Raw genomic sequence first — 24,928 nt, 5'->3', positions numbered from 1 at the left:
TTGTTTTCGCCAATTCAAAATATTAAATCCAAAGAAATATGAAAAAGTTTTACAAAATTTCAATGAAAGCTATATACGTTTGTTCTTTGTTGAACTTATCTGTGCTGGCAAATGCTCAACTCACAGTGATGGGCATTGGAAATTATACGGTGGGTGCTGTTTCTGACAATGGGATTGTGAGTATGCATACCAGCGGTGGCGGAATTTTTAAATGGGATGCCGTAAACGGAATTGTTCAGATCGGAGCATTAACGAATGGGTATCCTGCAGCCGGCAGAACACTGGTTTCCAATGACGGGACAAAGATCGCATCTTCCACCACCAACGCGACCACCAATTTCAACGAGATTTCTACTTATGATATGGCAACTTCTACCTGGACAACGCAAGGCGGCCTTGTTCCTACAGGATGGGACGGCAGTGTGAGTTCTACCTGGGGAATGACACCCAATGGAAATACGGTGGTAGGGCTAGGTTGGCTGACTGCCGCAAATGCCCATGCCGTAAAATGGGATGCCCAGAATGGAGTAACAGATCTTGGAAGCAGTATTCAGGGGAGAAGCTCAAGAGCAAACGCTGTGAATGCAGATGGAACCGTTATCGTTGGATGGCAGGATGAATCAGACGGAACAAGAAGCGGTGCAAAATGGGTAAACGGAACCGAAAGTTTCATTACCGATGGCAACGGAAATAATGTTGGTGAAGCAGGAGCGGTTTCTGCGGACGGGAACACGATTATAGGATCAAGCATGCCCAACCCGTATGTCTGGAAAAATACAACGGGGCTTACATATATTACACATCCAAATTCCTCAGCCTTCTTCAGAGGTGGAGCAACCGGGGTTTCTGCTGATGGTGGAACGGTAATTGGTTACTTCAGGCCGTTCCCCGGGCCTCCGATGACTGGAGAAGGCTTTATCTGGACTGCCGCAGGCGGGCGGGTGAACTTAAATGATTATGCGACGGGATTAGGAATAAACACTCAGGGAGTAACAATGTCTTTGCCCTTGGCTATTTCCCAGGATGGAAAAAAAATGGCCGGAATAGGAATGAATTCTTCCAATCAGGTTGTAGCATTTTATCTTGATCTTACCCAATATCTCTCGAACCATGAAAATACTAAATATAAAACCTCAATAAGCATTTATCCTAATCCTGTAAAAGATATGATCTATATCAAAGGGACTGAAGCCATTGAGAAAGCTGAAATTTACAATATGGTCGGTCAAAAAGTAATTTCATCTGATGCCGTGAAGCAACAGATCAATGTATCATCACTGTCAAAAGGAAATTACATATTGCAAATTTTTGTGAAAGGGGAAATTTCACAGAATTTTAAATTCATAAAACAGTAAATAAAAAATTGGACACTTTTTAACACTGACACCGACCAAAAAAACTCGCAGATTTCTGCGAGTTTTTACTTTATAATAAATTTTTTAGATGTTTATTTTTCAGTTCCGTCTTCATCATCTTCATATTGCTCAAGATAGTAGGTAAACGTAAAATCTTCCAGCTGTTCTTCTGCATCTTCCAGAGTGGTCAGCAGGTCTTCGAAAATTTCAAGCTGATCTACGGTCATGTTTACAAATTCCAGATCTAAAGGCATTTCCAGATCTCCGGTGATCACATCATAAAGTGCATCCAGATTATCTCCGAAATGCTCCGGAAGAGTGATTTTTTCTTTTAACTGCGTATAGAAATCATCATAATCTCCGATCTCTGTAAAATCTATGTATATTGTTTTCATATTGAATTATTTATTTGTCATTGCGAGGAACGAAGTGACGAAGCAATCTCAATAAGATGTCGTCAAATCTTTAATATCCTCTGTTAAATCTTCCCATTCCGGATTCAAAGAATTAATCAGATTTAATTTTTTTTGTCTTGAACCTGCTTTTATTTGTTTTTCCCTGTAAATAGCATCTCCAATTTCCTGAAAGGCTTCCCAGTAAACGAGTTTCTGGAGATTGTATTTTGAGGTAAAGCTTTGCTGAATAATATTTGTCCTTATGCTGCAGAACGCGCTGATACAAATTTGAAGTTACCCCTGTATAAAGAGTAGTATTATTTTTATTGGTCATAATATAAATAAAACCGGCTTTCATTTATTGAGAGATTGCTTCGTCACTTCGTTCCTCGCAATGACATATTAACAGCTACTGCTTTTCAAAACTTTTATAATGGTTTTTAGTAAGATAAACATCTCCGTTTTTTGTGAAAATAATCCGGTCTGCATTTCTGTTGCCGCAATTGTAGTTGACATCGGCTTCGAAATAATGATCATCTTTAGGTAACTTGCCTTCGCGGTTACTAAAATGATCTCCACCAATGGCTTTTCCCGGCAAAACCTCACAAAGATTTCCTTTCGAAGGATTCCAGCCTTGCTTTCTGGCTTCGTTTTTTGTAATATAATAATCAGGAAGCTGATGATTTTTTTTCACATAACCGATTACGGTCTTTTCCGCAGTAAGCTGATCAATAGACTGCTGGTATGAAGAACTATTGGCAGCCGAATCAGAAGAAGTACTACCATATTCTACTTTGGGTTGATGGGCAGAAGTGTCCTTTTTTTCAGAAGTGAAATGATTATAGAGATTCATCACAAGCATTCCGAAAAGAAGCCCTAAAAAAGCAAAAAAAGCAGGTCTTAATTTATTATTCATAACTCTTGATTTAATCTCTCCACTCTTCAGGAATATCGCAAATAGGAATAGGATTTATTTTATGCTGTGCAGCTTTATTCATCCGCTCAAAAATTAAATACACTTCCTTATCACGGCCTTCATAATCGTCAGCTGTTTTGGTACCATATTCCTTTTGGATTTTTTCAAGTTCCGGATATGTAGCCCCGATCTGGTCTTCATCAGTCCTTTCAGCATCCCAGAGCCCGTCTGTAGGAATGGCTTTCTGAATACTTTCGATAAGGTTTAGTTCCTTTGCCAGTTCATATACTTCTGTTTTATACAGATCAGCGATGGGAGATACATCTACACCTCCGTCACCGTATTTGGTGTAAAATCCGATTCCGAAATCTTCTACTTTATTTCCGGTTCCGCAAACTAAAAGCCCGTGAAGCTGTCCGAAATAATATAATGTCAGCATTCTGAAGCGTGATCTGGTATTGGCCAGTGCAAGGTTGTTACTCCATCTCCCTTCAACATGATCATGTACGGTTTGCTCAAAAGTTTCGAAAACAGGCGTCAGGTTCACGGTTTCGCCCTGAACGTTCGGGAATCTTCTTTTAAGGTCTTCGATATGATCCTGGGCACGGTTGACCTGGTCTTCTTTTTGGCGGATAGGCATTTCAAGCAGCAAAACTTCAAGCCCGGTCATGGCACAAAGCGTTGAAACCACACCTGAGTCCACACCTCCTGAAACCCCGATTACATACCCTTTTACATTAGCCTTGATCGCATAATCCTTTAGCCAGCTTACAATATGATCAATTACTTTTTGTGTCTGCATTGTTTTATTATTTTTTTAGTCTGTTTCAAATTCTTTGGGATATTTTACAATCCCGGTTATGTTTTTTAATCCATCTTCTACCAGTTCTATGGCCATCCCGTTTTCTTCGGGAATGTCAAATGGAAATGAGATTCCAAAATTACTGCATTTTTCGTATCCAAACTTAGGATAATAGTTTTCATGACCAATTAAAATCACAGAATGATATCCCAGTCCCTTTGCAATGATGTGTCCGAAGATGATGAGCTGGGAACCGATTCCTTTATTTTGAAAGTCCGGCATTATGGAAACAGGTGCCAATGCCAGAGATTCGAAAGACTCCGAACCGTTTTCAATAGTGATTTTTGTGAATAAGATATGCCCGACAATCTTATCGCCGATTTCTGCAACGATAGATAATTCCGGGATAAATGCATCGGATTTTCTCAGCCTTTCTACCAGAAACTGTTCCCGGTGATCACTGTGTTCCATACTTCTGAAAGCTTCTTCAATAAGTTGAAATACTTTCTGATGATCGCGGTTTTCTTCCTGTCTTATTGTCATGAGGCAAGATAATTTTCACGTTTTAACTCATACCAGAAGCAGATTCCGTCAGGCTCAATAAATTCTCCTGTTTTCTGAAAGCCTAATTTTTTTAAAATATGATTGGAGCCCTCATTTTCAGAATGGGCATGTGCATAAATAGTTTCTGCATCCAGATCATTAAATCCGAAATCAAGAGAAGCTTTAGCCGATTCCAATGCATAGCCGTTTCCCCAAGATTCAGGTAAAAAACGGTAACCCAGATCATACACATTTACATAGCCGTTAATTTCCTGGGTAAGCAACTTTAAGCCGCTCCAACCGATCAGAAGACCACTTTCTTTTTCAACCACCGCAAGCCTGCCGACACCGTTGTCAGTATACTGTTGCTGAATCATTCTGATTACGTTTTCAGATTCTTTGATGTCGGTTAAAGGAGCCATGCCGATATATTTCATGACTTCAGGATCAGAGTCAAGCAGGAACATTCGCCCAACATCTGTTTCTTTAAATTTTCTTAAGATCAATCTTTCTGTTTCCAGGTGCATCATTTGTATTTTTAAGGTTCTGTTCCGAAAATGGTCACATCGGTTTTCATTCCTTTTTTAATATCGGTTTCTTTTATTTTATTTCCACCTACATTTAAGGTTTGCAGCGCTTCATTTCCGGAAATATCCAGTTGTTGTAATTGATTGTGTTCAAGATTGAGATGCTTTAAATTTCTCAACTCTTTTACCTCAATAAACTTTAATTTATTTAAAGATAATGTTAATTGGTCAATTCTTGGAATCGCTCTCAATGAAATTTTTTCAATAAGATTGTTGTCAAGATAAATTGAAGTAAGTTTTTTAAGATTTTCCGCGTTAAAAGTTGAAATTTGACAGCCGGTACATGAAAAAAATTCAAGTTGATTCATATTTTTCATGGAGATTCCAGGAATAGGATTGTCATCGGCAAGTACCATTTTTACATTCGGAAATAAACTTAAGTCCTCCAAAGTAGTAACTCCCTTTTTAACAATAAATAACCGGGTTAATTTTGAAGCTTCTTCTTTATCAATAAAACCGTTTTTATCAAGATCATGATTTTCAAGAACTGCTTTTTCAAGATTTTTATCCCTGAATTTCAAGGCCTGCCCCTGAAAAAATATACAGGTTATGAAGGTGGAAAGGATGATAAATATTTTATTTTTCACCATTACATTGTGTTTAAATTCTTATGTTTGTAAACTTAAATTTCATGTAAAAATAATGAAGATTTTTAGAATTATTGCGCTTTCTTCCATTTTAGTTGCAGGGCTGAATTCCTGTAAAAAAGAAACTCAGAACCCATGGAAGGTTGAAGTTAAAACTCCGGCAGAAAAAGTTGAGCTGACCGATATTTCCAAAGAATTTTATGATCAGAATATTCCGCTGGATCAGTTTAAAGCTAAATTTCCGTGGTTCCAGGGAACGGTTTCTGATGAAGATTTCGGGAAAAGGAGAGTGGATGCCGGTGAGATCAAAATTTATAAAGAAGCTGAGTCTAAAATAGACCAGCAGAAGCTTCAGAACGAACTTCAGGATTTGTTTACCCACATCAAATACTATTTTCCTAAATTCAAAAGTCCTAAAGTATACCTTTTTTCATCGGCTTTACAGATGATTCAGGATCCTATTTTTTATGACGAAAAAGGAAACCTTCTGTTTATTGATATTACAGGTTTTATGGGAGACAAAAACCCTAATTACAAAGGTTTGGAGCTGTATTTCCAGAAGTCTATGAACCCGAATAACATCGTTCCCAAAGTGTCTAGAATGTTTGCCGAGAACATTGCTCCGTTTTCCACAGATCATCAGAAATTTATCGATATGTTGATTTACCAGGGAAAAATTATGATTCTTCAGGATGCTTTTTTACCGGATACTCCGGATTATCTGAAAATGAATTATACCAAGCAGCAATATGACTGGGCGGTTTCAAATGAAGGTAACGTCTGGAATTATCTTGTAGAAAATGACCTGATTTTCGGATCTGATTCCAGGTTGTTGGAAAGATTTATCACACCTGGGCCGTTTTCTAAATTCTATACGGAAATCGATAACGAATCTTCACCGCAGATCGGTGTTTTTACAGGATGGCAGATTTGTAAATCTTATCTGAAGCAGAAGCCGGAAACCAAGCTGGTGGATTTCCTGAAATTAGATGCAACAGCAATATTTAATCAGTCAGGATATAAACCTGATGTAACAAAATAGAGTATTTTTCATACCAATAAAAGGTCTTTTGCAGTGCAGAAGATCTTTTTTGTTTTCAAAACCTGCAAGCACAATACATTATATGGAAAATTCAATTACTATCCGGAATTTAAACTTTGGATTCACTCAGAACAAACCCATTCTGAAAAACGTAAACCTTACGGTTCCCAAGGGAAGTGTCTTTGGTTTTCTGGGAGCCAACGGTGCCGGAAAATCAACGACGATGAAGCTGCTGTTGGGTAGCCTTCCTGACGACAACCATGCTGTTGAGATTTTTAATAAAAACCTGACCCGGCTTTATCCTGAAGGATTTCAGAAAATCGGCAGCCTGATAGACAGTCCTGCTTTTTATGACCATTTATCGGGCTGGGATAATCTTGTCATCCTTTCCAAACTGAGAAATCTTCCCGATTCGGAATGCGAAAGGGTTTTAAACCTGGTAGATCTCTGGGACAACCGGAAAATGAAGATGAAAAAATATTCTCTGGGGATGAAGCAAAGACTGGCCATTGCCATGACCTTATTGGGAAACCCGGAGCTTTTAATTCTGGATGAACCTGTCAATGGACTGGATCCTAACGGAATGCTCGAAATCCGGGAGCTGCTCCTTAAACTCAATAAAGAACAGGGAATTACCATCTTTATTTCAAGTCATCTGTTGCAGGAAGTGGAAAAAATGGTGACCCATCTGGCAATTATTTCCAACGGTGTGATTAAATTTTCCGGAAGTGTGGAAGAATTAAATGCTCATTACCGGTACAATCATATAAGAATAGGATTGAATAAGGCCTCACTTTTTATCAGCAATATTCCTGAGCATTATTCTGCGGTAATGATCGACGAAAACACGATAGAGGTAACGGTGCAGTCTAAAGAGGATATCATTAAGCTTACTAAAATGCTGGTCATGAATGAAGCTGAGGTTTTTGAGATAAAAAACAGTGCCGGATTGGAAGACTGGTTCATGGAAATAACAAAAAAATAATCAACACCAATGAAAAAAATGATAACATTAGTCAATACAGAATGGCTTAAAATAAAAGGCCTTGGATTGGTTTACCTGGCATTGATCTTAGGTGCTTTGATTCCGTTGTTGGGATTTGCGGGGCAGGTATTTAGTCCGCAGTTTATTGCTTCAGAAGATCTTCCGTATTCCGTTTTCGAAAAAACAATAGTAGATAATTTTAAAGCTTTTGCTATTTTCTTCCTGTTGCTTTTTATTGTGATTGCAGCCAACAGGATTGCACAGATCGATCATAAAAATAATGGCTGGCAACTTATGGAAACCCAGCCGATCAGTAAATTACAGTTATACTTTTCAAAATATATTGTTTTATTGATTTTAAGTTTTTTATGCATTGCTTCTTATATCGGGTTTAATATCCTTTTCTCCTTATTGGATTATTATATCAATCCTAATGAAGTAAAATTGCTGACTTTTGACGGATTGTGGGTCCTGAAGACATTCCTAAGATTATGTGTGGCAGTGTTGGGCGTTGCAGCAGTGCAATTATGTATTTCAGTTGCGTTTCCGGGCTTTATCTGGGCTTTTCTTGTAGGAATTCTGGGGCTTATCGTCAATATGTATTCTTTGATTTCGAAAAATGATTTCCCGTACTGTCCTTATAATTCCCTGTATATTTTATGTAAATCTCCCAATATAAAGAACCTGAATCATTTTATTACCTACAGTGAATATTTAAGTATTTTCTGGGCAATAGTTTTTCTGACCGCAGGATATTTCTGGTACAAAGGAAAAGGCTTTAAGACGGCTTTCCTTAAAAATAAAAAACAGATTGTTTTTTCAACTGTATTTTTAGTGGTGGCAACGGGAGCATTTTACCTTTTACAGAAACCAAAAGTTTATAAAAGTGAAGGCGAAGGAATTATCATTACCGGAAAGCTGAATACCTCTCTTAAGCTAGATTCCATAAAGATTTTCTCAAAAGACTTCCATAAGAAAATAGGAAGTGCAGCAGTGAAAAACGGAGCATTTGTATGGGAAACAAAAAAAGAAATACCGTTTGATGAATACAGCCTTGAATTCGGAAATAAAAGAATTGACCTGGTGATGGGTAGTGGTGATAGATTTGATTTTGATATTCAGTACAATGCGGTGAAAATGAATTATTTTGTAAAATCAAACAGATACGCTGAGCAGATTTATAAAAACCAGGAAGACAGCTTTGGATATGAATTTGATTATGCCGTTGAAGAACAGAAATATAATGATGATCCTGCGAAATTCTATAGTTTGGCTCAGGCTGACTGGGAAGACAGTATCGACAGGCTGGAAAATTATACGGATTCTGAAAATAATGCGCTTTCCGATGAATATAAAGCCTACAGGAAACAATTATTGGCGATACAATATCTGAACGAAATCAATAATTACAGAAAGATGACCTCATTTGATGATCCGAAGTTTGCTCCTCCCAAGCCGTTTTTAAATGAATTGAATGAAAAGATTAATATCCCTACGATCCTGTTGAGTAAAAATGACGAGTACATGAAATACAAACTCGATCAGATGCTTACCGATAAAGATCGGCTGACCCGTAACCCGGACAGTATTCTTTTTATAAAATTAAATGCTTTACCGGCTGGAATTAATAAAGACCGTTTACTTACAAAACATCTTGTGAAAAGTATGGAGTTGGAAACAGACAGCATTTCACGGAACCAATTATTTGCAAGGGAAATTAAAGGTTTAGAAAATACAGATTATAAAAAACTGGTCACCTCAAGGCTGGAGCAGATTACGATTTCTCAAAAAGGATCACCGTTTTCAGATCTGGAACTTGTAGATCATAAAGGCAATGCATATAAGCTGTCGAAGTACAGGGGAAAATATGTGGTCATCGATTTATGGGCGACCTGGTGTGGACCTTGCAAGCAGATCCGGCCGATATTTGATACGAGAAGTAACCAGTATTCCCATTACAGCAATATCCAGTTTATCTCGATCAGTCTGGATGAAGATAAAACAAAATGGCTGAATTATTTAAAAACAAAACCTTCCAAAGTTCCACAGTATTGGTTAGCCAATGCAGGTCAGTTTATGAATACCTATAAAATCCAGTCGATTCCGAGGTTTATCATTATAGATCCTGAAGGAAAAGTATTTAATCTTAACACACCGTTTCCGGATGAAGATAATTTCGTAGAAATTTTAGATAAGCTCAAGAAGTATTAACTTTGTGAAAAATTTAAAATTGATATGAGAAAGACTCAGATAACGATAGACGTTGAATTAGATGAAAACCACATTCCTGAAAATATTACCTGGAATGCACAGGATGGAGGTGTTGAAAAAGAAGAAACTAAGGCAACGATGATTTCTGTTTGGGATGATAAAGCCATGGAAGCTTTGAGAATTGACCTTTGGACGAAAGAAATGCCGGTGGATCAGATGAAAATGTTTATTCATCAGATTTTGGTTTCTTTGGGAAATACTTACCAGAGAGCAACAGGAGAAGAAGATGTGGCACAATGGTTGGAGCAGATTGCAGAAGAATTTGCAGTGAAGTCTGCGATAAAAATGTAAATTATAAAATATTATGAATTTTAATACAAAAGTGATACACGGAGGGCAGCATCATGAGTCTGCTACAGGATCTGTAAATGTTCCGGTATTTTTAACCTCTACCTTTGCACAAAAAAGCCCCGGAGTACATTCCGGTTATGAATATTCAAGAGCTGCCAATCCTACAAGACAGGCTTTGGAAGATTCTCTGGCAAGTATTGAAAACGGAGCCAGAGGCCTTGCTTTCGGATCGGGTCTCGCTGCAATCGACTGTGTTTTAAAATTATTGAATCCCGGTGATGAAGTAATTGCTGTAGATGATTTATATGGCGGTACTTACAGGATGTTTACAAAGCTTTTTGAAAAATATCAGTTGAAATTCACTTTCGTGAACTTTGACGATGTTTCTAAAATTGCTGAGGTGATCACTGATAAAACAAAGCTGATCTGGGTAGAAACCCCTACCAATCCTTTAATGAAGCTGGTGGATATCAAAGCTGTTGTTGAGATCGCAAAAGGAAAAGATATTCTGGTAGCGGTTGACAATACATTTGCGACGCCTTATATTCAGAGACCGATTGATCTTGGAGCTGATATTGTAATGCATTCGGCTACAAAATATTTAGGCGGACATTCAGATGTTATTGCCGGAGCTCTTATCGCAAAAGATGCGGAATTAGGTGAGAAATTGCATTTCATTCAGTTTGCAAGCGGTGGGATTTTAGGACCTCACGATTCTTATCTTGTATTGAGAGGAATTAAAACCCTGGCATTGAGAATGCAGAGACATTCCGATAACGGATTGGAAGTTGCAAGATATCTTGAAACTCATCCAGCAGTAGACAAAGTAATTTATCCCGGATTGGAATCTCACCCGCAATATGAATTGGCAAAATCCCAGATGAAAGAATCCGGCGGAATGGTTTCTTTTACTTTCAAATCCGGTAAAAAAGAAGATGCCATTAAATTTTTGGAAAAAGTGAAAGTATTTACTCTTGCTGAATCTTTGGGAGGTGTGGAATCTTTGGCCAATCACCCGGCTTTAATGACTCATGCTTCTATTCCTGCTGAAAAACGTGCTGAATTGGGTATTACTGACGATTTAGTTCGTTTAAGCGTTGGAATTGAAGATAAGGAAGACCTTATTGCCGATCTGGAAAGAGCTTTTTCTTAAATTAAGTTGAATTTATAATAAATACTATGTCATTCTGAAACGAAGAATCTGTTGTTATTTAAAAGCGATTCTTCCTGACGTCAGAATAACAAAGCATAAAAAAATTAAAATATAATGAGAAAGATTCAGATTTTATTATGGTTAATCTTAAGCCAGATAGCATATTCTCAGGTAAAAACCACCGACGAATTATATAAAACGGCAAAGAAATTAGATAGTCTGATATTTGATATAGGATTTAATCAATGTGATCTTTCTCATTATAATTCCATTATCAGTAACGACCTTGAATTTTATCATGATAAAGGCGGGATTACTGATGGAAAGGCAGCATTTATAGCATCCATTAAAAATAATATCTGCGGTGGGCCAAACAAGGTAAAACGTGAGCTTATTCCCGACAGCATGAAAGTTTATCCTTTGTATGATAAAAATAAATTGTATGCTTTTATACAGGAAGGAGTACATGAATTCTTTGAATTTTACGACGGAAAATGGCACAAAGGAAGCCGCGCAAAATTTACTATCCTGTGGATTTCAGAAGATAATCAGTGGAAAATGAAACGTGTCCTAAGTTACGATCATCAATAAAATTCTCGCTTCATGAAAAACACCAGAAAAGCAACTATTGAAGATATTCCGCAACTATCAGAATTGTTTGACCAATACAGAATTTTCTATCATAAGAATTCAGATATTCCAGCTGCAGAACATTTTTTAAAAGAAAGAATTGAAAATAAAGATTCTGAAATTTTTGTTGCTGAAAATAATAACCGGTTAGTCGGATTTGTTCAGTTGTATCCAATATTTTCTTCAACCAGAATGCAGAGATACTGGTTGCTAAATGATCTCTACGTGAATGAAAACCATAGAGGAAAAGGCTATTCCAAAGAACTGATCGAAGAAGCCAAGGAAGTCTGCAGATCATCCAAAGCCTGCGGCGTATTACTGGAAACAGGGAAGAGCAATGATGTAGGCAATCAATTATATCCATCCACAGGTTTCGAATTATATGATTCCGTAAATTTCTATGAATGGACAAACCCGGGGAACAAACATAAGCAATAAGTAATGAGAATTAGTAATTGATTAGTTTCCATTACCATTACCCATAATTTATAACTCATCACTCATAACTATATTTAACATGTCAGATTTTCAAAAATACATACAAAGATATTTAGATCAGATCCCTTCCGGAAACTGGATGGAGGAAATGAAAAAAACCGGAAATAAAACCACCGATATCTATTCTAAACTTACAGAAGAACAATCTCATTTTGCTTATGCAGAAGGAAAATGGACTCTGAAAGAGCTGCTTTTACATCTCTCGGATACAGAAAGGGTATTTCAATACCGTATTTTAGCTTTTGCAAGAGGCGAACAGGCAGGATTGCCGGGTTTCGATGAAAACGAATATGCTAAACAGTCTTTTGCCAATGAAAGAAGCTTAGAATCTTTACTGGAAGAATATAAGCTGGTAAGAAAGTCATCTCAGATTTTAGTGGAAAACCTTAACCCCAAAGCTTTACATAATACAGGAAAAGCTAATGGAAATGAGATTTCTGTAGAAACCATCGGGAAACTGATTGTAGGACACAATTACCATCATTTGAATATTATAGAGGAAAGATATTTGCCGGGGTTGTAAGGTGTTCAATAGGAACGGGCTTTAGCCCGTTTAAATAATAAAATTTTCAAATGGCTTTAGCCAAAACTTATATTGGAAATTCCTATTTTTGATAAAAACACAATGTCCTTTATCAAAATTTATATTCATCTTGTATTTTCCACGAAAAATAGAATCCCACATTTCAATACATTTGACCTGAGAATCAAAGTTTGGAAACACATAAAAGAAAATGCTTCAGAAAAAGGTATTTTTTTAGATATGGTAAATGGTTATGCAGATCATTGCCATTGTTTGCTTTCTTTAGGTTCTAACCAAAATATTGAAAAAATTGTCCAGTTACTAAAAGGAGAATCTTCTTATTGGATTAATAAAAACCAGTTAACAAAAGAAAAATTTTTCTGGCAGGATGAATATTTTGCAGTTTCGGTCTCAGAGTCAAAGATTGATTCAGTCAGAAACTATATTAAAAATCAAGAAAGGCATCATCAGAAAAAAACGTTTATAGAAGAATATCAGGAGTTTATTGAGAAATATAATCTAAAATAAATTTTGGCTAAAGCCAGAGGATTTTTATTTTTTTGCAGGTGGGCTAAAGCCCACCCCTATTGAATAAATGAAAGCAATAAATTCTAAGGTGTAAATCAAAAGTAAAGTTGATGTCTATAACAATTTCTATTCAATAGAAACGGGCTTTAGCCCGTTTTAAAATGTAATCTTCTCAATTGGCTTTAGCCGAAACCTAATGAAAAATCCTTATTTTTGACAAGGTAAAATACAGCTCTTATATTGGCTTTTTCTTATCCTATAAAAATTAAAATGGAAAACATTATCAACATATTAAAATCCGGCGGAACCATCCTTTATCCTACAGATACCATTTGGGGAATAGGTTGTGATGCCACAAATATAGAAGCGGTTAATAAAATATTTGACATTAAAAAACGCGAGAAAAACAAATCGATGATTATTCTGGTAGAATCTGAGAAGAGGCTGCAGGATCTGGTTGATGTTCCGGAAATGGCGTGGGAAATTATTGACCTTAGTGAAAAACCGGTAACCATTGTTTATGAAAATCCAAGAGGCCTTCCTAAGGAATTACTTGCCGAAGACGGAAGCATCGGGATCAGGCTGGTGAAGAATGATTTCTGTAAAAAACTGATTACAAAACTGAATAAACCATTAGTGTCTACTTCTGCCAATTTCAGTGGAGATAAAAGTCCGCTTAAATTTTCCGATATTTCTCCTGAAATGATCAAGCTGGTAGATTATGCCGTGGAAGAAGACCGTGAGAAAGTTTCAAAATATTCCGGTTCTTCAGTGATAAAAATATGGAGTGACAACAGAATAAAAGTTCTTCGGGAATAGAAAAAAAGATTTTAATTATCTTTGCAAAATCATTTAACCATTAAGAGATAAAGAATGCTGAGCGACCCGCTTAATACACTTCATTTCTTAGTGGTTTTACATTAAATAATAAATATGTTCATCAATCTTAATCAAAATAAAAATCTAAAGCTTTTCAAAATAATCTCGGAAGTGGCAGCCCGGAATAACCAGTCGGTATACATTGTCGGCGGATATGTTCGGGACCTGTTGATGAAGAGAAAAGCTTCTACGGATATTGATTTTGTGACTGAACAAAATGGGATAGAGCTTGCCCAGAGTGTTGCTCTGGAAATTGATCCTAAATTAAAGGTTTCTGTTTTCAAAACATATGGTACGGCAATGGTCAAATACAAAGATCTGGAGCTTGAATTTGTGGGAGCAAGAAAAGAAAGCTATAATGAAAACAGCAGAAAGCCGGATGTAGAAGGCGGAACCCTTGAAGATGATCAGAAAAGAAGAGATTTTACCATCAATGCGATGGCGATTTCTTTGAATAAAGATAATTTCGGAGAACTGATTGACCCGTTTAACGGAGTTGAAGATCTGGAGAATAAGATCTTAAGAACCCCTTTAGAACCTGCTCAGACGTATTCTGATGATCCGTTGAGAATGATGAGGGCTGTTCGTTTTGCATCAACTCTGCAATTTACGATAGAAGAAAATTCGCTTGCGGCGATTAAGCAGGAAGCAGAAAGAATCAAGATTGTTTCTATGGAAAGGGTCATGGTGGAATTTAACAAGATCATGCTTTCCGAAAAGCCATCGACAGGCTTAAGACTGATGGAGGAAACCGGACTGATGAAACTGATTATTCCCGAGCTGATAGAACTGAAAGGAGTAGAGGAAGTCGAAGGCCAGACTCATAAAGATAATTTTTATCATACCCTGGAAGTGGTAGACAACATCTCGGTAAATACAGATAATCTCTGGTTGCGTTGGTCTGCATTGCTTCACGATATCGGAAAGGCTCCGACAAAAAAATTCGTTGAAGGAACGGGCTGGACTTTCCATGGGCACGAGTTTTTAGGCTCAAAAATGGTGAAATCATTATTCCAGAAACTGAAATTACCCTTGGGAAATGATATGAAGTATGTACAGAAAATGGTTAAGCTTTCATCGCGTCCCATTGCTTTGATTACCGATGATGCTTCAGACTCGGCTTTGAGAAGATTGCTATTTGATGCCGGGGAAAACCTTGAAGACCTGTTTACACTCTGTAAGGCCGATATTACCACCAAGAATGCCAGAAAGCAGGAAAAATTCATCAGAAATTTTGAATATGTTGCTGTAAAAATAAAAGAAGTTGAAGAGAAAGACCAGGTAAGAAATTTTCAGCCGCCAATTTCAGGCGAAGAAATCATGACGATGTTTGATCTTAAACCTGGCCGTGAAATCGGTATCCTTAAAGAAAAAGTGAAAGAAGCCATTCTGGAAGGTGAAATCCTTAATGATCATGAAGAAGCTAAAAAATTTGTGATCGGTGAAGCTGAAAAACTGGGCTTGAAAATCTAGATATAAATTCAAATATGAATAAAAATGAGTTCCCGAAATTAATTTGAGAACTCATTTTTTATTAGGATTGAAATGAATCCGAGCGGCTTCGAAGAAGCCGCCCGGAACACAAATGATGAAAAAATTAAAATTTTATACGCTTGATGCGCAATTCTTAGTTTTTATAGAATCCGCTTGTCCCGATTCCTGTAGTAAAAGATTTTAACAATGAACCGTTGCTGGCATTGTAAACATTTACTTTACTATCCGCTGTAAAGCTCGCATCAGAAGCATAAATTCTACCGTCAATCACGTTGAATCCGTAAAGATTTCCCGGTGTTGTAACGATCGGAGCAGAAGGAAGGGTAGAATCTACGTTCATTGAATAGATTTTGTTACCGTTATCTGAGAAATAAAATTTATTTCCATCAGCTCTTAGCTTTTGTACCTGTGGAAGTCCGGTGATTGTTGCTGTTGTAAAAGTCCCGGTCGATGGGTTGATTTTATAGATATATGAGTTGGTGTTACTGGATGCAAGTACATAAGCACTTCCGTTGTATGAAATCAGGTCTCTGATGATCCCGTTGCTTGGTAAGGTAACGGTTTTATCCACTGTATTGGTAGATGGTTTTACAATGGTAATCGTGTATCCTGTAGCTAATTCGTTATAAGGCGGAGTTGTCTCATACGTTATACCATCGGTTTGTACTACAATATTTCCGCCGGCTTCCACTACTTTTTCAGCAGATCTGTCAAAACTGATGCTCTTTACAAAAGAATTATCATTATTGTAAACATTCAGTTTCATTACGTCGAAAAAATTATTGTTGGTCACGTAATACTGGTTCCCGGAAAAAGCAATGTATCTCGGATTACTAAGATTAGCTGTTACCGTAGCTTGTTTCTTAAAAGAATAACGGTTGACAATGTCAATTTTATTCGGAACATTGGAAACAAGATAAGCGTTGTCTCCGTTAAAACCTATGGTTTGTAAGACATTACCCAATATTTCATTGCTGTTATTTCTGGCGTAGATTTTATTGTCAAGAGTTCCCAAATCATTACTGATAAAAGAAACCTCTGACGTAGGTGTTGAAAATCCACCTTCATTTACGATAAATATTCCGTTTTCATAGGTTCCTTTCGAATCTATAACGTAGTCGTTATTGTCGTCACTACAGGCGACATTAAAAAGTAAAGCCGAAGCAAATACAAGAGATAAAATTTTTCTCATTTTCATTACTATATTTATTTTAAAAATTGATATTCAGATTGATACTGTAATTTCTTTTGGGCATTGGATAATAAGCCACTGTCTTATAAACCTGGTCAAAAATATTATTGACCTTGATTCCTACAGTATAATTCTTAAGAATTGTTGCAGACAATCCGGCATTCATTACAAAATACGGATCCAGGGCATCGCTTCTTTTTTCATTGGTATCGGTATAGGTAAGTCCGTTAAACATTCCCTGCACGTATAATCTCATAAAATCATACTGATAATCGATATTTCCAAAGAATTTGTGATAAGGGACATACATCAGCTGTTTTTGGAGTTCAAGATTGGTAGATCGGGTATAAGAATACCCTACATTGGCCTTTAAACTATGCTTCCCAAACTTTTTATAATATTCTATCTGGGATTCCAATCCATAAGATTCCACTTCATAGGTATTGGTTGCCTGGTAATATCCTGAAGAAGAAGGTAGCCAGGTGATCATATCACGGATTTTCATGTAATACGGAGTTACCGAAAGTTTGATGTCAGCAACTTTAAACTGACTTCTCAGTTCAAACTGATAAGAAGTTTCCGGTCTTAAATTAACATTTCCTCCCGATTGCCAGTACAGGTCATTAAAAGATGGGAAACGGAAATTTCTTGATACATTCAGATCAACCGTATACCATTTTAAAGCATTCCATGCTCCTGAAAAAGAAAATAACAGGGGCGAACTGATATCCTCAACAAAATCTTTTTTTACACCACCTTCAAAACGTAAATCTTTCGTAGCAAAATAACGTACCAATCCGGAAACAGAGCCCACATTTCTGCTTACATCTCCAATTCCTGACTGATAGCCTTCTCCTTTATTCACCTGAAATTCAGTGATGAGGTTGATATTCCATTTTGGACTTAAAAAATAATTGAAGTCATTTTTTAAAATATAATTTTTTCCTGTCCCGCCGCTCGTTTTGGGTTCATTGATATTTCCGTAATACTGAAAGTTTTCTTCCGTATAGGCAGCTTTAAATGAATTCCTGAATTTTGAGTTATTCCAGTCCCAGGAAATCAGACTGCGTATATTCTGGGTTTCATATTTTGTTCTTGTCTGGCTGTCGAAAAAAACAGGGTAATGTTGATTTCCGTTAAAAAACTCTGAAATCCATGAAATTTGCTGATGTGGGGCAATTTTATAAGCAGCTGCAAAATTGAAATTCGTATTTGAATACTTTCCGTTACGGTTGATATAATTCTGTGATTCCTTTACCTCATAATCATTTTCACTGATTGCATGATTCCCCGAAAATTTAAAGCTCAGCTTATCATTGCTGTATGAAGCTCTTGCAAAATTATTATAAGTATTAAATGACGCAGCCTCTGAAAATAAAGAAGCATGAAACCCGCTGTTAAAATCCAGATTATTGTTTAAATGAATGCTTCCCCCAATTGCTCCGCTTCCGTAAATAACACTTCCGCCACCTGCTTTTATATCAAGCTGGTCATAACCGAACAACGGGATATTATTAACATCGCCTTGACCAAGAAAGTTTGAATTAATATTGATCCCGTTCCAGACAAAAGCGGTCTGTTGTGCCGTCGTTCCTCTGAAAGAAGGGGAAGATACGGCTCCACGCCCGTTTTCCTTAATATAAACGCTGGTTTGGAAACGTAAAAGCTCTGAAAGGTTGGTAGAGTTTTTCTCAACATCCTGAGGAGTGATGGTTGTAACCTTATGAAAAAGTTTAACCTTGTTCATCTGGTTGTCAAAAATATAGACCGTATCAATGGTCTTCTCCTGTCCGAAACAAAGAAAATAACTGTATGACGATAAAAAAAGTACTAAAGATCTTTTCATTACTATTTTACTTTTCCTCCGAAAGCAATATATTTTTTAAATTTTAATTCTGGCAGGTCTCCTGACTTTCACTTTTCCATACCTTCCCGTTTTCACAGTGGTTTATTATGGAAGTTTTTATTGTGATCTACAGTTGCGGGGACAGTTTGGGAGTCACACCCAATTCCCTTTTCATTTCAATAGATTGAAAACCAAAATTTTTGCAAATATAAGTTTTTAAAAAGAATAGACAATTTTATTTGTAAAATGGCAAAAAAGCTGAAAAGCAAAAATCAAACTTGCTCTTCATCCTTATCGATGATTACAGAAAAGTAGCGTCAAAATAAAACGGAAGCAGATCTTTAATGGCGTGTACTTTGACTACTTCATCATTCATGCTTGAAAAATAAAGATCAATATTTTCATTTTGCTTGGTCTCATATTCCATTAAGCTTTGTCTGCAGGCTCCACAAGGCGGGATTGGCGGATTTTTTTTATGAAATTCTCTTGGGCCTCCCACTACGAAGATCTTTTTGATTTTCTGATCCGGAAAATTAGCAGCCACCCAGAATAAAGTTGTTCTCTCAGCACAAAGTCCTGATGGGAAAGCAGCATTCTCCTGATTGTTTCCGGAAAATATTTCTCCGTTTTCCAAAAGAACAGAGCAGCCCACCAAAAATTGGGAATAAGGAGCGTATGCATTTTCCCTGGCTTGTTTGGCCCTGTCGAGAAGTTTTTTCTCAATATCGCTTAATTCACTGCTATTTTTAAAATATTCGTAATCGATCTGTATGTCTTTTTTCATATATTGTGAAACTAAAAAAGGGGGATAAAATTAGTTCTTTTTAATAACGTGGACAACTCTATTTATCCTTCATAATTTTAATTTCAAAATTCAATTCGGAAATGTTATATACTTCAATAAAATTCAGAAATGTTGAACTGAAAAACAGATGGGTAATGTCCCCGATGTGCATGTATTCATGTGAAAACGGAATAGCAAATGATTTCCATTTTGTGCATTACGGAAGCAGATCACAGGGCGGAACCGGTTTAATTATGGTGGAAGCAACAGGCGTGGAGCCCCGCGGAAGAATTACCAATCACTGTATGGGAATATGGAATGATGAGCAGGCAGATAAACTTCAGGGAATTGTTGAATTTATCCATTCAAATTCAGAAAGTAAAATAGGGATCCAACTGGCTCATGCCGGAAGGAAAGGTTCTACATGGAATAATATCCAGATTCCGGTTGAAGAAGGATGGGAGACAGTAGCGCCAAGCCCGATTCCTTATCACCCTACAGAAAGGATTCCTCATGTGCTGACTGTTGAAGAAATTAAAAATCAGGTACAAAACTTTAAAGAAGCAGCAAAACGGGCGGTTAAAGCAGGTTTTGATGTGATTGAAATTCATGGAGCGCATGGTTACCTGGTTCATCAGTTTTTATCACCTTTATCCAACATCAGGACTGATGAATACGGCGGAAGCTTTGAAAACAGAATCAGGTTTTTACTGGAAATTGTGGATGCGGTGAATGAAGAGCTTAATGAAAATGTAGCCTTATTCGTAAGGATCTCAGGAACGGAATATGCAGAAAACGGCTGGAGTATTGAAGATAGTGTAGCATTGGCAAAAGAGCTGAAAAAACATGCGGTTGATTTGGTGGATGTTTCCAGTGGCGGAAATATACATGGAGCAAAAATCCCTGTTTTTGACGGTTATCAGGTTCCTTTTTCTTCAGAAGTAAGGAATGGAGCAGATGTAAAAACCGGAGCAGTAGGATTGATTACAAAAATTGGACAGGCTGAAGAAATTCTGCAAAAAGGTGATGCCGATCTGATATTTATAGCCAGAGAGATTTTAAGAAACCCGTATATTGCGGTACAGGGCTCATTTGAAATGAAAGAAGACTGTTTTTTTCCACATCAGTATTTAAGAGCGAAAATTTCTTCTTAATTTTATCAGCCTGATTTAAATAAAAAATAAAAGAAATGAAGATCGAAGACTTTATGTTGCCGTGCCCAAGCAAAAAATTCTTAGGAATAGAATGCTTTGGCTGTGGTGCTCAAAGAGCGATTGTAATGGTATTTGAAGGAAGGTTTTCCGAAGCGTTCCACATGTTTCCTGCAGTGTATACCTTATTGCTTTTTTTATTTACGGTAGGACTCAACTTTATTGACAGAAAAAGAAATTATGGAAATGTAATTATTTTTTTAGCCGTTATTAATTCGGTTATAATGGTAATTGCTTACTTTTACAAACATTTTTTTATCTATATATAATTAATAAACATTAAAATCATAAACTATGAATCAACAAAAATTGCCCAATGCTACAGCTGTGCTTGTTTTGGGAATCGTATCGATTATCGGATGTTGCTGTTACGGGATCGTAGGAATTATTACAGGGATTATAGGATTATCCCTTTACAAAAAAGATAATGCCTTATATCAGCAAAATCCTGATCTTTATTCAGATTACAGCAATTTAAGTACCGGTAGAATATTGTGTATCATCGGTATTATTCTGAGCTCATTAAACCTTTTGGCTAATATCGTAATGATTGCAATGTTCGGTTGGGAAGGGATGTCAGATCCTCAGATGATCCAGGAAAGGATGAGAGAAATTATGGGACAGTAATTCAACGTACTATAAAAAACAGAAAGACCGCATATTGCGGTCTTTTTTTGTGAAAGGTCAAACTTATTTAACATAATTTACAGAGTAAAAACAGGATATTGTTCGTAAATTGAAGAATATAACTTAAAAATATTCATCTTATGAAAGCAGTACGTTTTTTCGGGCACAAAGATGTTCGTGTTGTGAATGATATGGAAGTACCAAAACCATCAGGAGAAGAAGTTTTATTGAAGATCGGAGGAGCAGGAGTTTGCCACTCAGATCTTCATATTATTGATGAAGGAACAGTTTCAGGTTCTGTTTTTACGCTGGGACATGAAAATGCAGGTTGGATAGAAGAAATAGGTTCCGGTGTGAAAGGCTATAAAAAAGGAGATGCTGTTTTAGTTTACGGACCATGGGGATGCGGGCATTGCAAACCCTGTCAGCAATCTAAAGAAAATTACTGTGACCATCAGTCTGAAATGGCTTATGGTGGCGGATTAGGACTAAACGGCGGTATGGCGGAATATATGCTTGTTCCATCTTCTCGTCTGTTGGTCCCTATTTATGATCTGGATCCTGTAATTGCAGCTCCGCTTACCGATGCGGCACTTACTCCTTATTCTGCAATAAAGCGGTCACTGCATAAATTAATGGCAGATGAATATGTTGTTGTAATTGGTGTCGGTGGACTTGGACACGTGGCTTTACAGATTTTAAAAGAAATTAGTGGGGCAGAAATTATTGCCTGTGACGTAACCGATGATAAACTGGCGTTTGCCAAAGAATTGGGTGCCTCTTACGTTGTAAACTCAAAAGATGCTGATGCCGCAGAACAGATTCAGAAAATTACAGGAATTAAAAAAGCAAAAGTGGTTTTAGATTTTGTAGGTGCTACCTCCACGATAGAATTAGGGACTAAGATAGTAAGCCTGGATGGTGACCTTACCATCGTAGGCTTAGGCGGTGGGCATTACCAGTATAATATGGCCGGGCTTCCTTTCGGAGTAAGCATGACTAATCCTTATTGGGGTTCAAGAACAGAATTAATGGAGGTGGTAGGCCTGGCAAGACAAAAGAAGATCCATATTGAAATTGAAAAATACAAGCTGGATGAAGCCAATGAAGTTTATGATAAATTGCGGGAAGGAAAAATCAAAGGCAGAGCAGTACTGATTCCCTGATGCCGGATCCTGATAAAATAAAATCCTCCTCTTTTAATTTAAGAGGAGGATTTTTTATGTTTAAATTTCTTTACTTACTTAACAATAAATTTCAAAGTAGAATGATCCAGCTTCAGAAGATAAACTCCCTGCTCTAAACTTTTAATTCTGATTGAATTTCTGCTGTTTTTAAAAGGCTGATCAATTGTCTGCATCACTTTCCCCTGAAGGTTATAAATTTCAGCTTTCTGAATGTTTTTTACATCTCCTTTTACAAAAATCTCCTGGTTGGAAATAGGATTCGGATACACCTGTAAAGTTTCAGTTTCAGCTTTTAATTCAGAAGAAAAAGCATTGCTTTGTTTTGCCGTTCCCGAATAACAAGCCCAGCTTAAATTATCAATTGCCACTCTGTTGCTTGTAGAAGTATTATCCAAAGTTACCACTACATTTCCTGAAACATTAATATTGTTAATAGTTGTTGTTGTAGCTGTAGTGCTGTAAGGAATGGTTCCTACCTGCGTACCGTTTACCAGAACATTAAAAGATCCGTTGCTTCCGGTGAATTTTAATTGGGTAGTTACCGTTAAAGATCCGATACCATTGGCAGAACTGCTTGATTTTAAAGACCCGTCTCTTACTGTGATTGCTTTATTCGAAATAGTCTGATCGGTTCTTGCATCAGTTGCAGTCCATGTAATTCCGCCGTTAGTCCATGTTCTTGTAGAATAACTTGATGAAGTTCCTGTCGGAATGGTTTCAAAAGTTTCGTTTACACAGTTGGTTGGTGGAGTTGTTGTTCCTGAATCTGTCGTTGCGGAGACCGTAGAGCTGTTGGGTGAAGAATTTCCTGCAGCATCTTTTGCTACCACGTAGAAAGTATAAGAGGTAGAAGAGCTTAATCCTGTAACGGTTGTTGAAGTAGAACTTACGGTAGTTTTCAGGCTTCCGTTCATATAAACAGCATATGAAGAAACACCTATGTTATCTGTTGATGCATTCCATGAAAGAGAAACGCTGCTCGATGTTTTTCCTGAAACGGTAAGACCGGTGACAGTTGTCGGAGCCTGAGTATCATTGGAAGGTTGTTGGGATCCCCAGATCAGATCCACATAATTCGGGTTATCGATAAATGGGTTTCTGTTTCCCTGGAAAGTATAAGATGCATTATTTCTCAGGATTTCTGTCTGGGAAACCGGATCCTGGTTATGCCATGCCAGTAGTACGTTCAGTTCCCAGGTCTGTAATCCCGGGAAAGTAGAGCTTCCCAACATATTCCCGGAAGTGAAAGTAGACAGTTTACTTTGATAACGAGTTACAAAATAAAAGATCATACGGGCAACATCTCCTTTAAATTCATCGATAGGCTCGAAAACAGTCCCCGAATATCCTGAAGATATGGAATTTCCTAATTTGGAACCGTTCTGGGAAGTGAAAGTAGCCGTTCCTACCTTTCCGAACGGATAATTAGATCTCATCCCGTTTACTTTTCCATCGGTAGCCCTGATAAAATGAATGTCGGAAACCATTGGAGAAGCCTCACTGAATAAACTCTGAGGAACAATATGTTCACGGTTGTAGCAGTTTCCTTCCACAGAATAAGTTCCGCACTGATTGGTTCCCGGAGTATATTTATAAGGATCGGTTCCACCAGGTTTTTCAGAATAAATATCCATAATAGACCCGTCATTTTCATACGTTTTATCAATGTCTGTGGTTTTATATCCTGTCCAAAGCCCACTGTAGCCTTTGTCCTGATGCCCGTTGGTAATAATTGAACTTAACTCGGTTTTTAAGGACGCTCCCGTTAAGCCGTTAGCAGATGAATAATACCCTGCAGGCGCCTGTGCGTGGGCAAGGCCGGCCCATACAAGAAATAAGATAATTTTTTTCATATAATATAATTTTCCCGTAAGAATACTACATTTTTATGAATAAGAAATGACTTTATTGTTAATTTTAATAGGTTTTGCATTGAATTTTGATTAATATGACTATTTTTATTAATGAAAAATTCCTTAGAGCCATATTAAATTCTATTGTTATTTTTTTGAAAAAATAAAGTCAACACAAAAACTTGTATTGACTTTACATATAATGATTGATTCAAATCGTATTATTTTCTCTGTGGCGGATAATTTTTCATAATCTCAGCCATGATCTCAGGAATTTGTCTTTGTTTAGCTTTTGGAGAATCCACGGAAATTCCGCTTCCGATTCCCTGCCAAACCAGCTTATTGGTTTTTGTGTCGATAAGGTCAACAATTAATGCACCTTCATTATAATTGCTGGTCCATGTTCTGCTCATTCCCACACCCCAGCCGAAAGGACCACCCCAACCATACATTCCGTAAGGAGAATTGTTGGTAATATCTGTTATTTTTTTATGATTGGCTTTTACGTTGACAATTAAATCAGGATTTTCACCCGATGAAAGACCTTTGGTTTGTAATTGTTTTGACAATTCATTTAAAACCCTGTCTTTATCAATATCATTCAGCTTCAGATCATCAATTCTTATCTTATAGGTTTTATAAGAAGTGAAACTTGCTGTTTCTGCATAATCTGAACGCACCTGGAAAGGACTACAGGAAGTTAAACCCAGAGTAGCCGAGGCTAACAAAATAAAAATATATTTTTTCAT

At 37.0% G+C, this 24,928-nt stretch carries 28 protein-coding genes and 1 riboswitch; of the genes, 16 read left to right on the top strand and 12 right to left on the bottom strand.

Annotated elements, in window-relative coordinates; all coding sequences use genetic code 11:
* The first annotated feature begins 62 nt into the window (after nucleotides 1–62).
* On the top strand, nucleotides 63–1,355 hold the full coding sequence (locus tag AB8P06_RS08515; RefSeq protein WP_369840469.1) for a T9SS type A sorting domain-containing protein: 1,293 nt from the start codon (nucleotides 63–65) through the stop codon (nucleotides 1,353–1,355).
* 92 nt (nucleotides 1,356–1,447) lie between these two features.
* Here AB8P06_RS08515 and AB8P06_RS08510 read toward each other — a convergent pair whose 3' ends face one another.
* From AB8P06_RS08510 to AB8P06_RS08480, 7 genes are all read right to left on the bottom strand, one after another.
* The gene (locus tag AB8P06_RS08510) at nucleotides 1,448–1,750 is read right to left on the bottom strand and encodes a barstar family protein (RefSeq protein WP_369840467.1); all 303 of its coding nucleotides are present in this window, start codon (nucleotides 1,748–1,750) and stop codon (nucleotides 1,448–1,450) included.
* A 112-nt stretch (nucleotides 1,751–1,862) separates the two neighbouring features.
* Complete coding sequence (locus AB8P06_RS08505) at nucleotides 1,863–2,084, bottom strand: GIY-YIG nuclease family protein (RefSeq protein WP_369840968.1); 222 nt, start codon at nucleotides 2,082–2,084, stop codon at nucleotides 1,863–1,865.
* Nucleotides 2,085–2,159: 75 nt separating this feature from the next.
* The gene (locus tag AB8P06_RS08500) at nucleotides 2,160–2,666 is read right to left on the bottom strand and encodes a ribonuclease domain-containing protein (protein WP_369840465.1); all 507 of its coding nucleotides are present in this window, start codon (nucleotides 2,664–2,666) and stop codon (nucleotides 2,160–2,162) included.
* Between the two features lie 10 nt (nucleotides 2,667–2,676).
* Nucleotides 2,677–3,468 carry an NAD(+) synthase gene (gene nadE / locus AB8P06_RS08495; protein ID WP_369840463.1) on the bottom strand — a complete coding sequence of 264 codons (792 nt, stop codon included), beginning with the start codon at nucleotides 3,466–3,468 and terminating at the stop codon, nucleotides 2,677–2,679.
* A gap of 15 nt (nucleotides 3,469–3,483) precedes the next feature.
* Nucleotides 3,484–4,011, bottom strand: a complete 528-nt coding sequence (locus AB8P06_RS08490; protein WP_369840461.1) for a GNAT family N-acetyltransferase — start codon at nucleotides 4,009–4,011, stop codon at nucleotides 3,484–3,486.
* Nucleotides 4,008–4,541, bottom strand: coding sequence for a GNAT family N-acetyltransferase (locus tag AB8P06_RS08485; protein ID WP_369840459.1), 534 nt, complete (start codon nucleotides 4,539–4,541; stop codon nucleotides 4,008–4,010). The genes AB8P06_RS08490 and AB8P06_RS08485 overlap by 4 nt, the downstream gene beginning before the upstream one ends.
* Before the next feature lie 8 nt (nucleotides 4,542–4,549).
* A complete protein-coding gene (locus tag AB8P06_RS08480; RefSeq protein WP_369840457.1) occupies nucleotides 4,550–5,188 on the bottom strand; it encodes a leucine-rich repeat domain-containing protein in 639 nt (212 codons plus the stop codon).
* A 52-nt stretch (nucleotides 5,189–5,240) separates the two neighbouring features.
* Here AB8P06_RS08480 and gldB point away from each other — a divergent pair, with 52 nt between their 5' ends.
* The 11 genes from gldB (at nucleotide 5,241) to AB8P06_RS08425 (ending at nucleotide 15,458) form a co-directional block, all read left to right on the top strand.
* Nucleotides 5,241–6,227 carry a gliding motility lipoprotein GldB gene (gldB, locus tag AB8P06_RS08475; RefSeq protein WP_369840455.1) on the top strand — a complete coding sequence of 329 codons (987 nt, stop codon included), beginning with the start codon at nucleotides 5,241–5,243 and terminating at the stop codon, nucleotides 6,225–6,227.
* Nucleotides 6,228–6,309: 82 nt separating this feature from the next.
* Entirely contained in the window at nucleotides 6,310–7,212 is a 903-nt protein-coding gene (locus AB8P06_RS08470; protein ID WP_369840453.1) for an ABC transporter ATP-binding protein, read from the top strand.
* Nucleotides 7,213–7,221: 9 nt separating this feature from the next.
* Nucleotides 7,222–9,423 (top strand): thioredoxin-like domain-containing protein, encoded by a 2,202-nt coding sequence (locus tag AB8P06_RS08465; RefSeq protein ID WP_369840451.1) that lies wholly within the window; start codon nucleotides 7,222–7,224, stop codon nucleotides 9,421–9,423.
* Nucleotides 9,424–9,447: 24 nt separating this feature from the next.
* Nucleotides 9,448–9,774, top strand: a complete 327-nt coding sequence (gene gldC, locus AB8P06_RS08460; RefSeq protein ID WP_007842349.1) for a gliding motility protein GldC — start codon at nucleotides 9,448–9,450, stop codon at nucleotides 9,772–9,774.
* 13 nt (nucleotides 9,775–9,787) lie between these two features.
* The gene (locus AB8P06_RS08455) at nucleotides 9,788–10,927 is read left to right on the top strand and encodes a cystathionine gamma-synthase (protein ID WP_369840449.1); all 1,140 of its coding nucleotides are present in this window, start codon (nucleotides 9,788–9,790) and stop codon (nucleotides 10,925–10,927) included.
* 114 nt (nucleotides 10,928–11,041) lie between these two features.
* Entirely contained in the window at nucleotides 11,042–11,518 is a 477-nt protein-coding gene (locus AB8P06_RS08450) for a nuclear transport factor 2 family protein (RefSeq protein WP_369840447.1), read from the top strand.
* Between the two features lie 12 nt (nucleotides 11,519–11,530).
* Nucleotides 11,531–11,995, top strand: coding sequence for a GNAT family N-acetyltransferase (locus AB8P06_RS08445; RefSeq protein WP_369840445.1), 465 nt, complete (start codon nucleotides 11,531–11,533; stop codon nucleotides 11,993–11,995).
* 79 nt (nucleotides 11,996–12,074) lie between these two features.
* Nucleotides 12,075–12,578: a DinB family protein gene (locus AB8P06_RS08440; RefSeq protein ID WP_369840443.1), complete on the top strand. Its 504-nt coding sequence runs from the start codon at nucleotides 12,075–12,077 to the stop codon at nucleotides 12,576–12,578.
* A gap of 102 nt (nucleotides 12,579–12,680) precedes the next feature.
* Entirely contained in the window at nucleotides 12,681–13,106 is a 426-nt protein-coding gene (gene tnpA / locus AB8P06_RS08435) for an IS200/IS605 family transposase (RefSeq protein ID WP_369840441.1), read from the top strand.
* A gap of 270 nt (nucleotides 13,107–13,376) precedes the next feature.
* Nucleotides 13,377–13,925, top strand: a complete 549-nt coding sequence (locus tag AB8P06_RS08430) for an L-threonylcarbamoyladenylate synthase (protein ID WP_007842337.1) — start codon at nucleotides 13,377–13,379, stop codon at nucleotides 13,923–13,925.
* Between the two features lie 114 nt (nucleotides 13,926–14,039).
* Nucleotides 14,040–15,458, top strand: a complete 1,419-nt coding sequence (locus AB8P06_RS08425; protein WP_369840438.1) for a CCA tRNA nucleotidyltransferase — start codon at nucleotides 14,040–14,042, stop codon at nucleotides 15,456–15,458.
* A gap of 154 nt (nucleotides 15,459–15,612) precedes the next feature.
* Here AB8P06_RS08425 and AB8P06_RS08420 read toward each other — a convergent pair whose 3' ends face one another.
* From AB8P06_RS08420 to AB8P06_RS08410, 3 genes are all read right to left on the bottom strand, one after another.
* Nucleotides 15,613–16,671, bottom strand: a complete 1,059-nt coding sequence (locus AB8P06_RS08420; RefSeq protein ID WP_369840436.1) for a DUF5074 domain-containing protein — start codon at nucleotides 16,669–16,671, stop codon at nucleotides 15,613–15,615.
* A 19-nt stretch (nucleotides 16,672–16,690) separates the two neighbouring features.
* Nucleotides 16,691–18,517 carry a TonB-dependent receptor plug domain-containing protein gene (locus AB8P06_RS08415; RefSeq protein ID WP_369840434.1) on the bottom strand — a complete coding sequence of 609 codons (1,827 nt, stop codon included), beginning with the start codon at nucleotides 18,515–18,517 and terminating at the stop codon, nucleotides 16,691–16,693.
* 34 nt (nucleotides 18,518–18,551) lie between these two features.
* A riboswitch (cobalamin riboswitch) is annotated at nucleotides 18,552–18,728 on the bottom strand.
* Nucleotides 18,729–18,818: 90 nt separating this feature from the next.
* On the bottom strand, nucleotides 18,819–19,301 hold the full coding sequence (locus AB8P06_RS08410; RefSeq protein ID WP_369840433.1) for a cytidine deaminase: 483 nt from the start codon (nucleotides 19,299–19,301) through the stop codon (nucleotides 18,819–18,821).
* Nucleotides 19,302–19,402: 101 nt separating this feature from the next.
* Here AB8P06_RS08410 and namA point away from each other — a divergent pair, with 101 nt between their 5' ends.
* The 4 genes from namA (at nucleotide 19,403) to AB8P06_RS08390 (ending at nucleotide 22,305) form a co-directional block, all read left to right on the top strand.
* The gene (gene namA / locus AB8P06_RS08405) at nucleotides 19,403–20,455 is read left to right on the top strand and encodes an NADPH dehydrogenase NamA (RefSeq protein ID WP_369840432.1); all 1,053 of its coding nucleotides are present in this window, start codon (nucleotides 19,403–19,405) and stop codon (nucleotides 20,453–20,455) included.
* Nucleotides 20,456–20,490: 35 nt separating this feature from the next.
* Entirely contained in the window at nucleotides 20,491–20,781 is a 291-nt protein-coding gene (locus AB8P06_RS08400; RefSeq protein ID WP_369840430.1) for a DUF2752 domain-containing protein, read from the top strand.
* Nucleotides 20,782–20,806: 25 nt separating this feature from the next.
* Nucleotides 20,807–21,139 carry a CCC motif membrane protein gene (locus AB8P06_RS08395; protein WP_369840428.1) on the top strand — a complete coding sequence of 111 codons (333 nt, stop codon included), beginning with the start codon at nucleotides 20,807–20,809 and terminating at the stop codon, nucleotides 21,137–21,139.
* A 140-nt stretch (nucleotides 21,140–21,279) separates the two neighbouring features.
* Entirely contained in the window at nucleotides 21,280–22,305 is a 1,026-nt protein-coding gene (locus AB8P06_RS08390; RefSeq protein WP_369840426.1) for an NAD(P)-dependent alcohol dehydrogenase, read from the top strand.
* Nucleotides 22,306–22,379: 74 nt separating this feature from the next.
* On the opposite strand, the gene AB8P06_RS08385 is transcribed toward AB8P06_RS08390, so the two are convergent.
* A complete protein-coding gene (locus AB8P06_RS08385; RefSeq protein ID WP_369840424.1) occupies nucleotides 22,380–24,179 on the bottom strand; it encodes an endonuclease in 1,800 nt (599 codons plus the stop codon).
* 221 nt (nucleotides 24,180–24,400) lie between these two features.
* Entirely contained in the window at nucleotides 24,401–24,928 is a 528-nt protein-coding gene (locus AB8P06_RS08380) for a DUF4136 domain-containing protein (protein WP_369840422.1), read from the bottom strand.

The organism is Chryseobacterium tongliaonense, from assembly GCF_041224435.1.
GTDB classification, from domain to species: Bacteria; Bacteroidota; Bacteroidia; order Flavobacteriales; family Weeksellaceae; genus Chryseobacterium; species Chryseobacterium tongliaoense.
The sequence above is the reverse complement of the archived record's forward strand: the minus strand, read 5'-3'. Positions and strand labels throughout refer to the sequence as shown.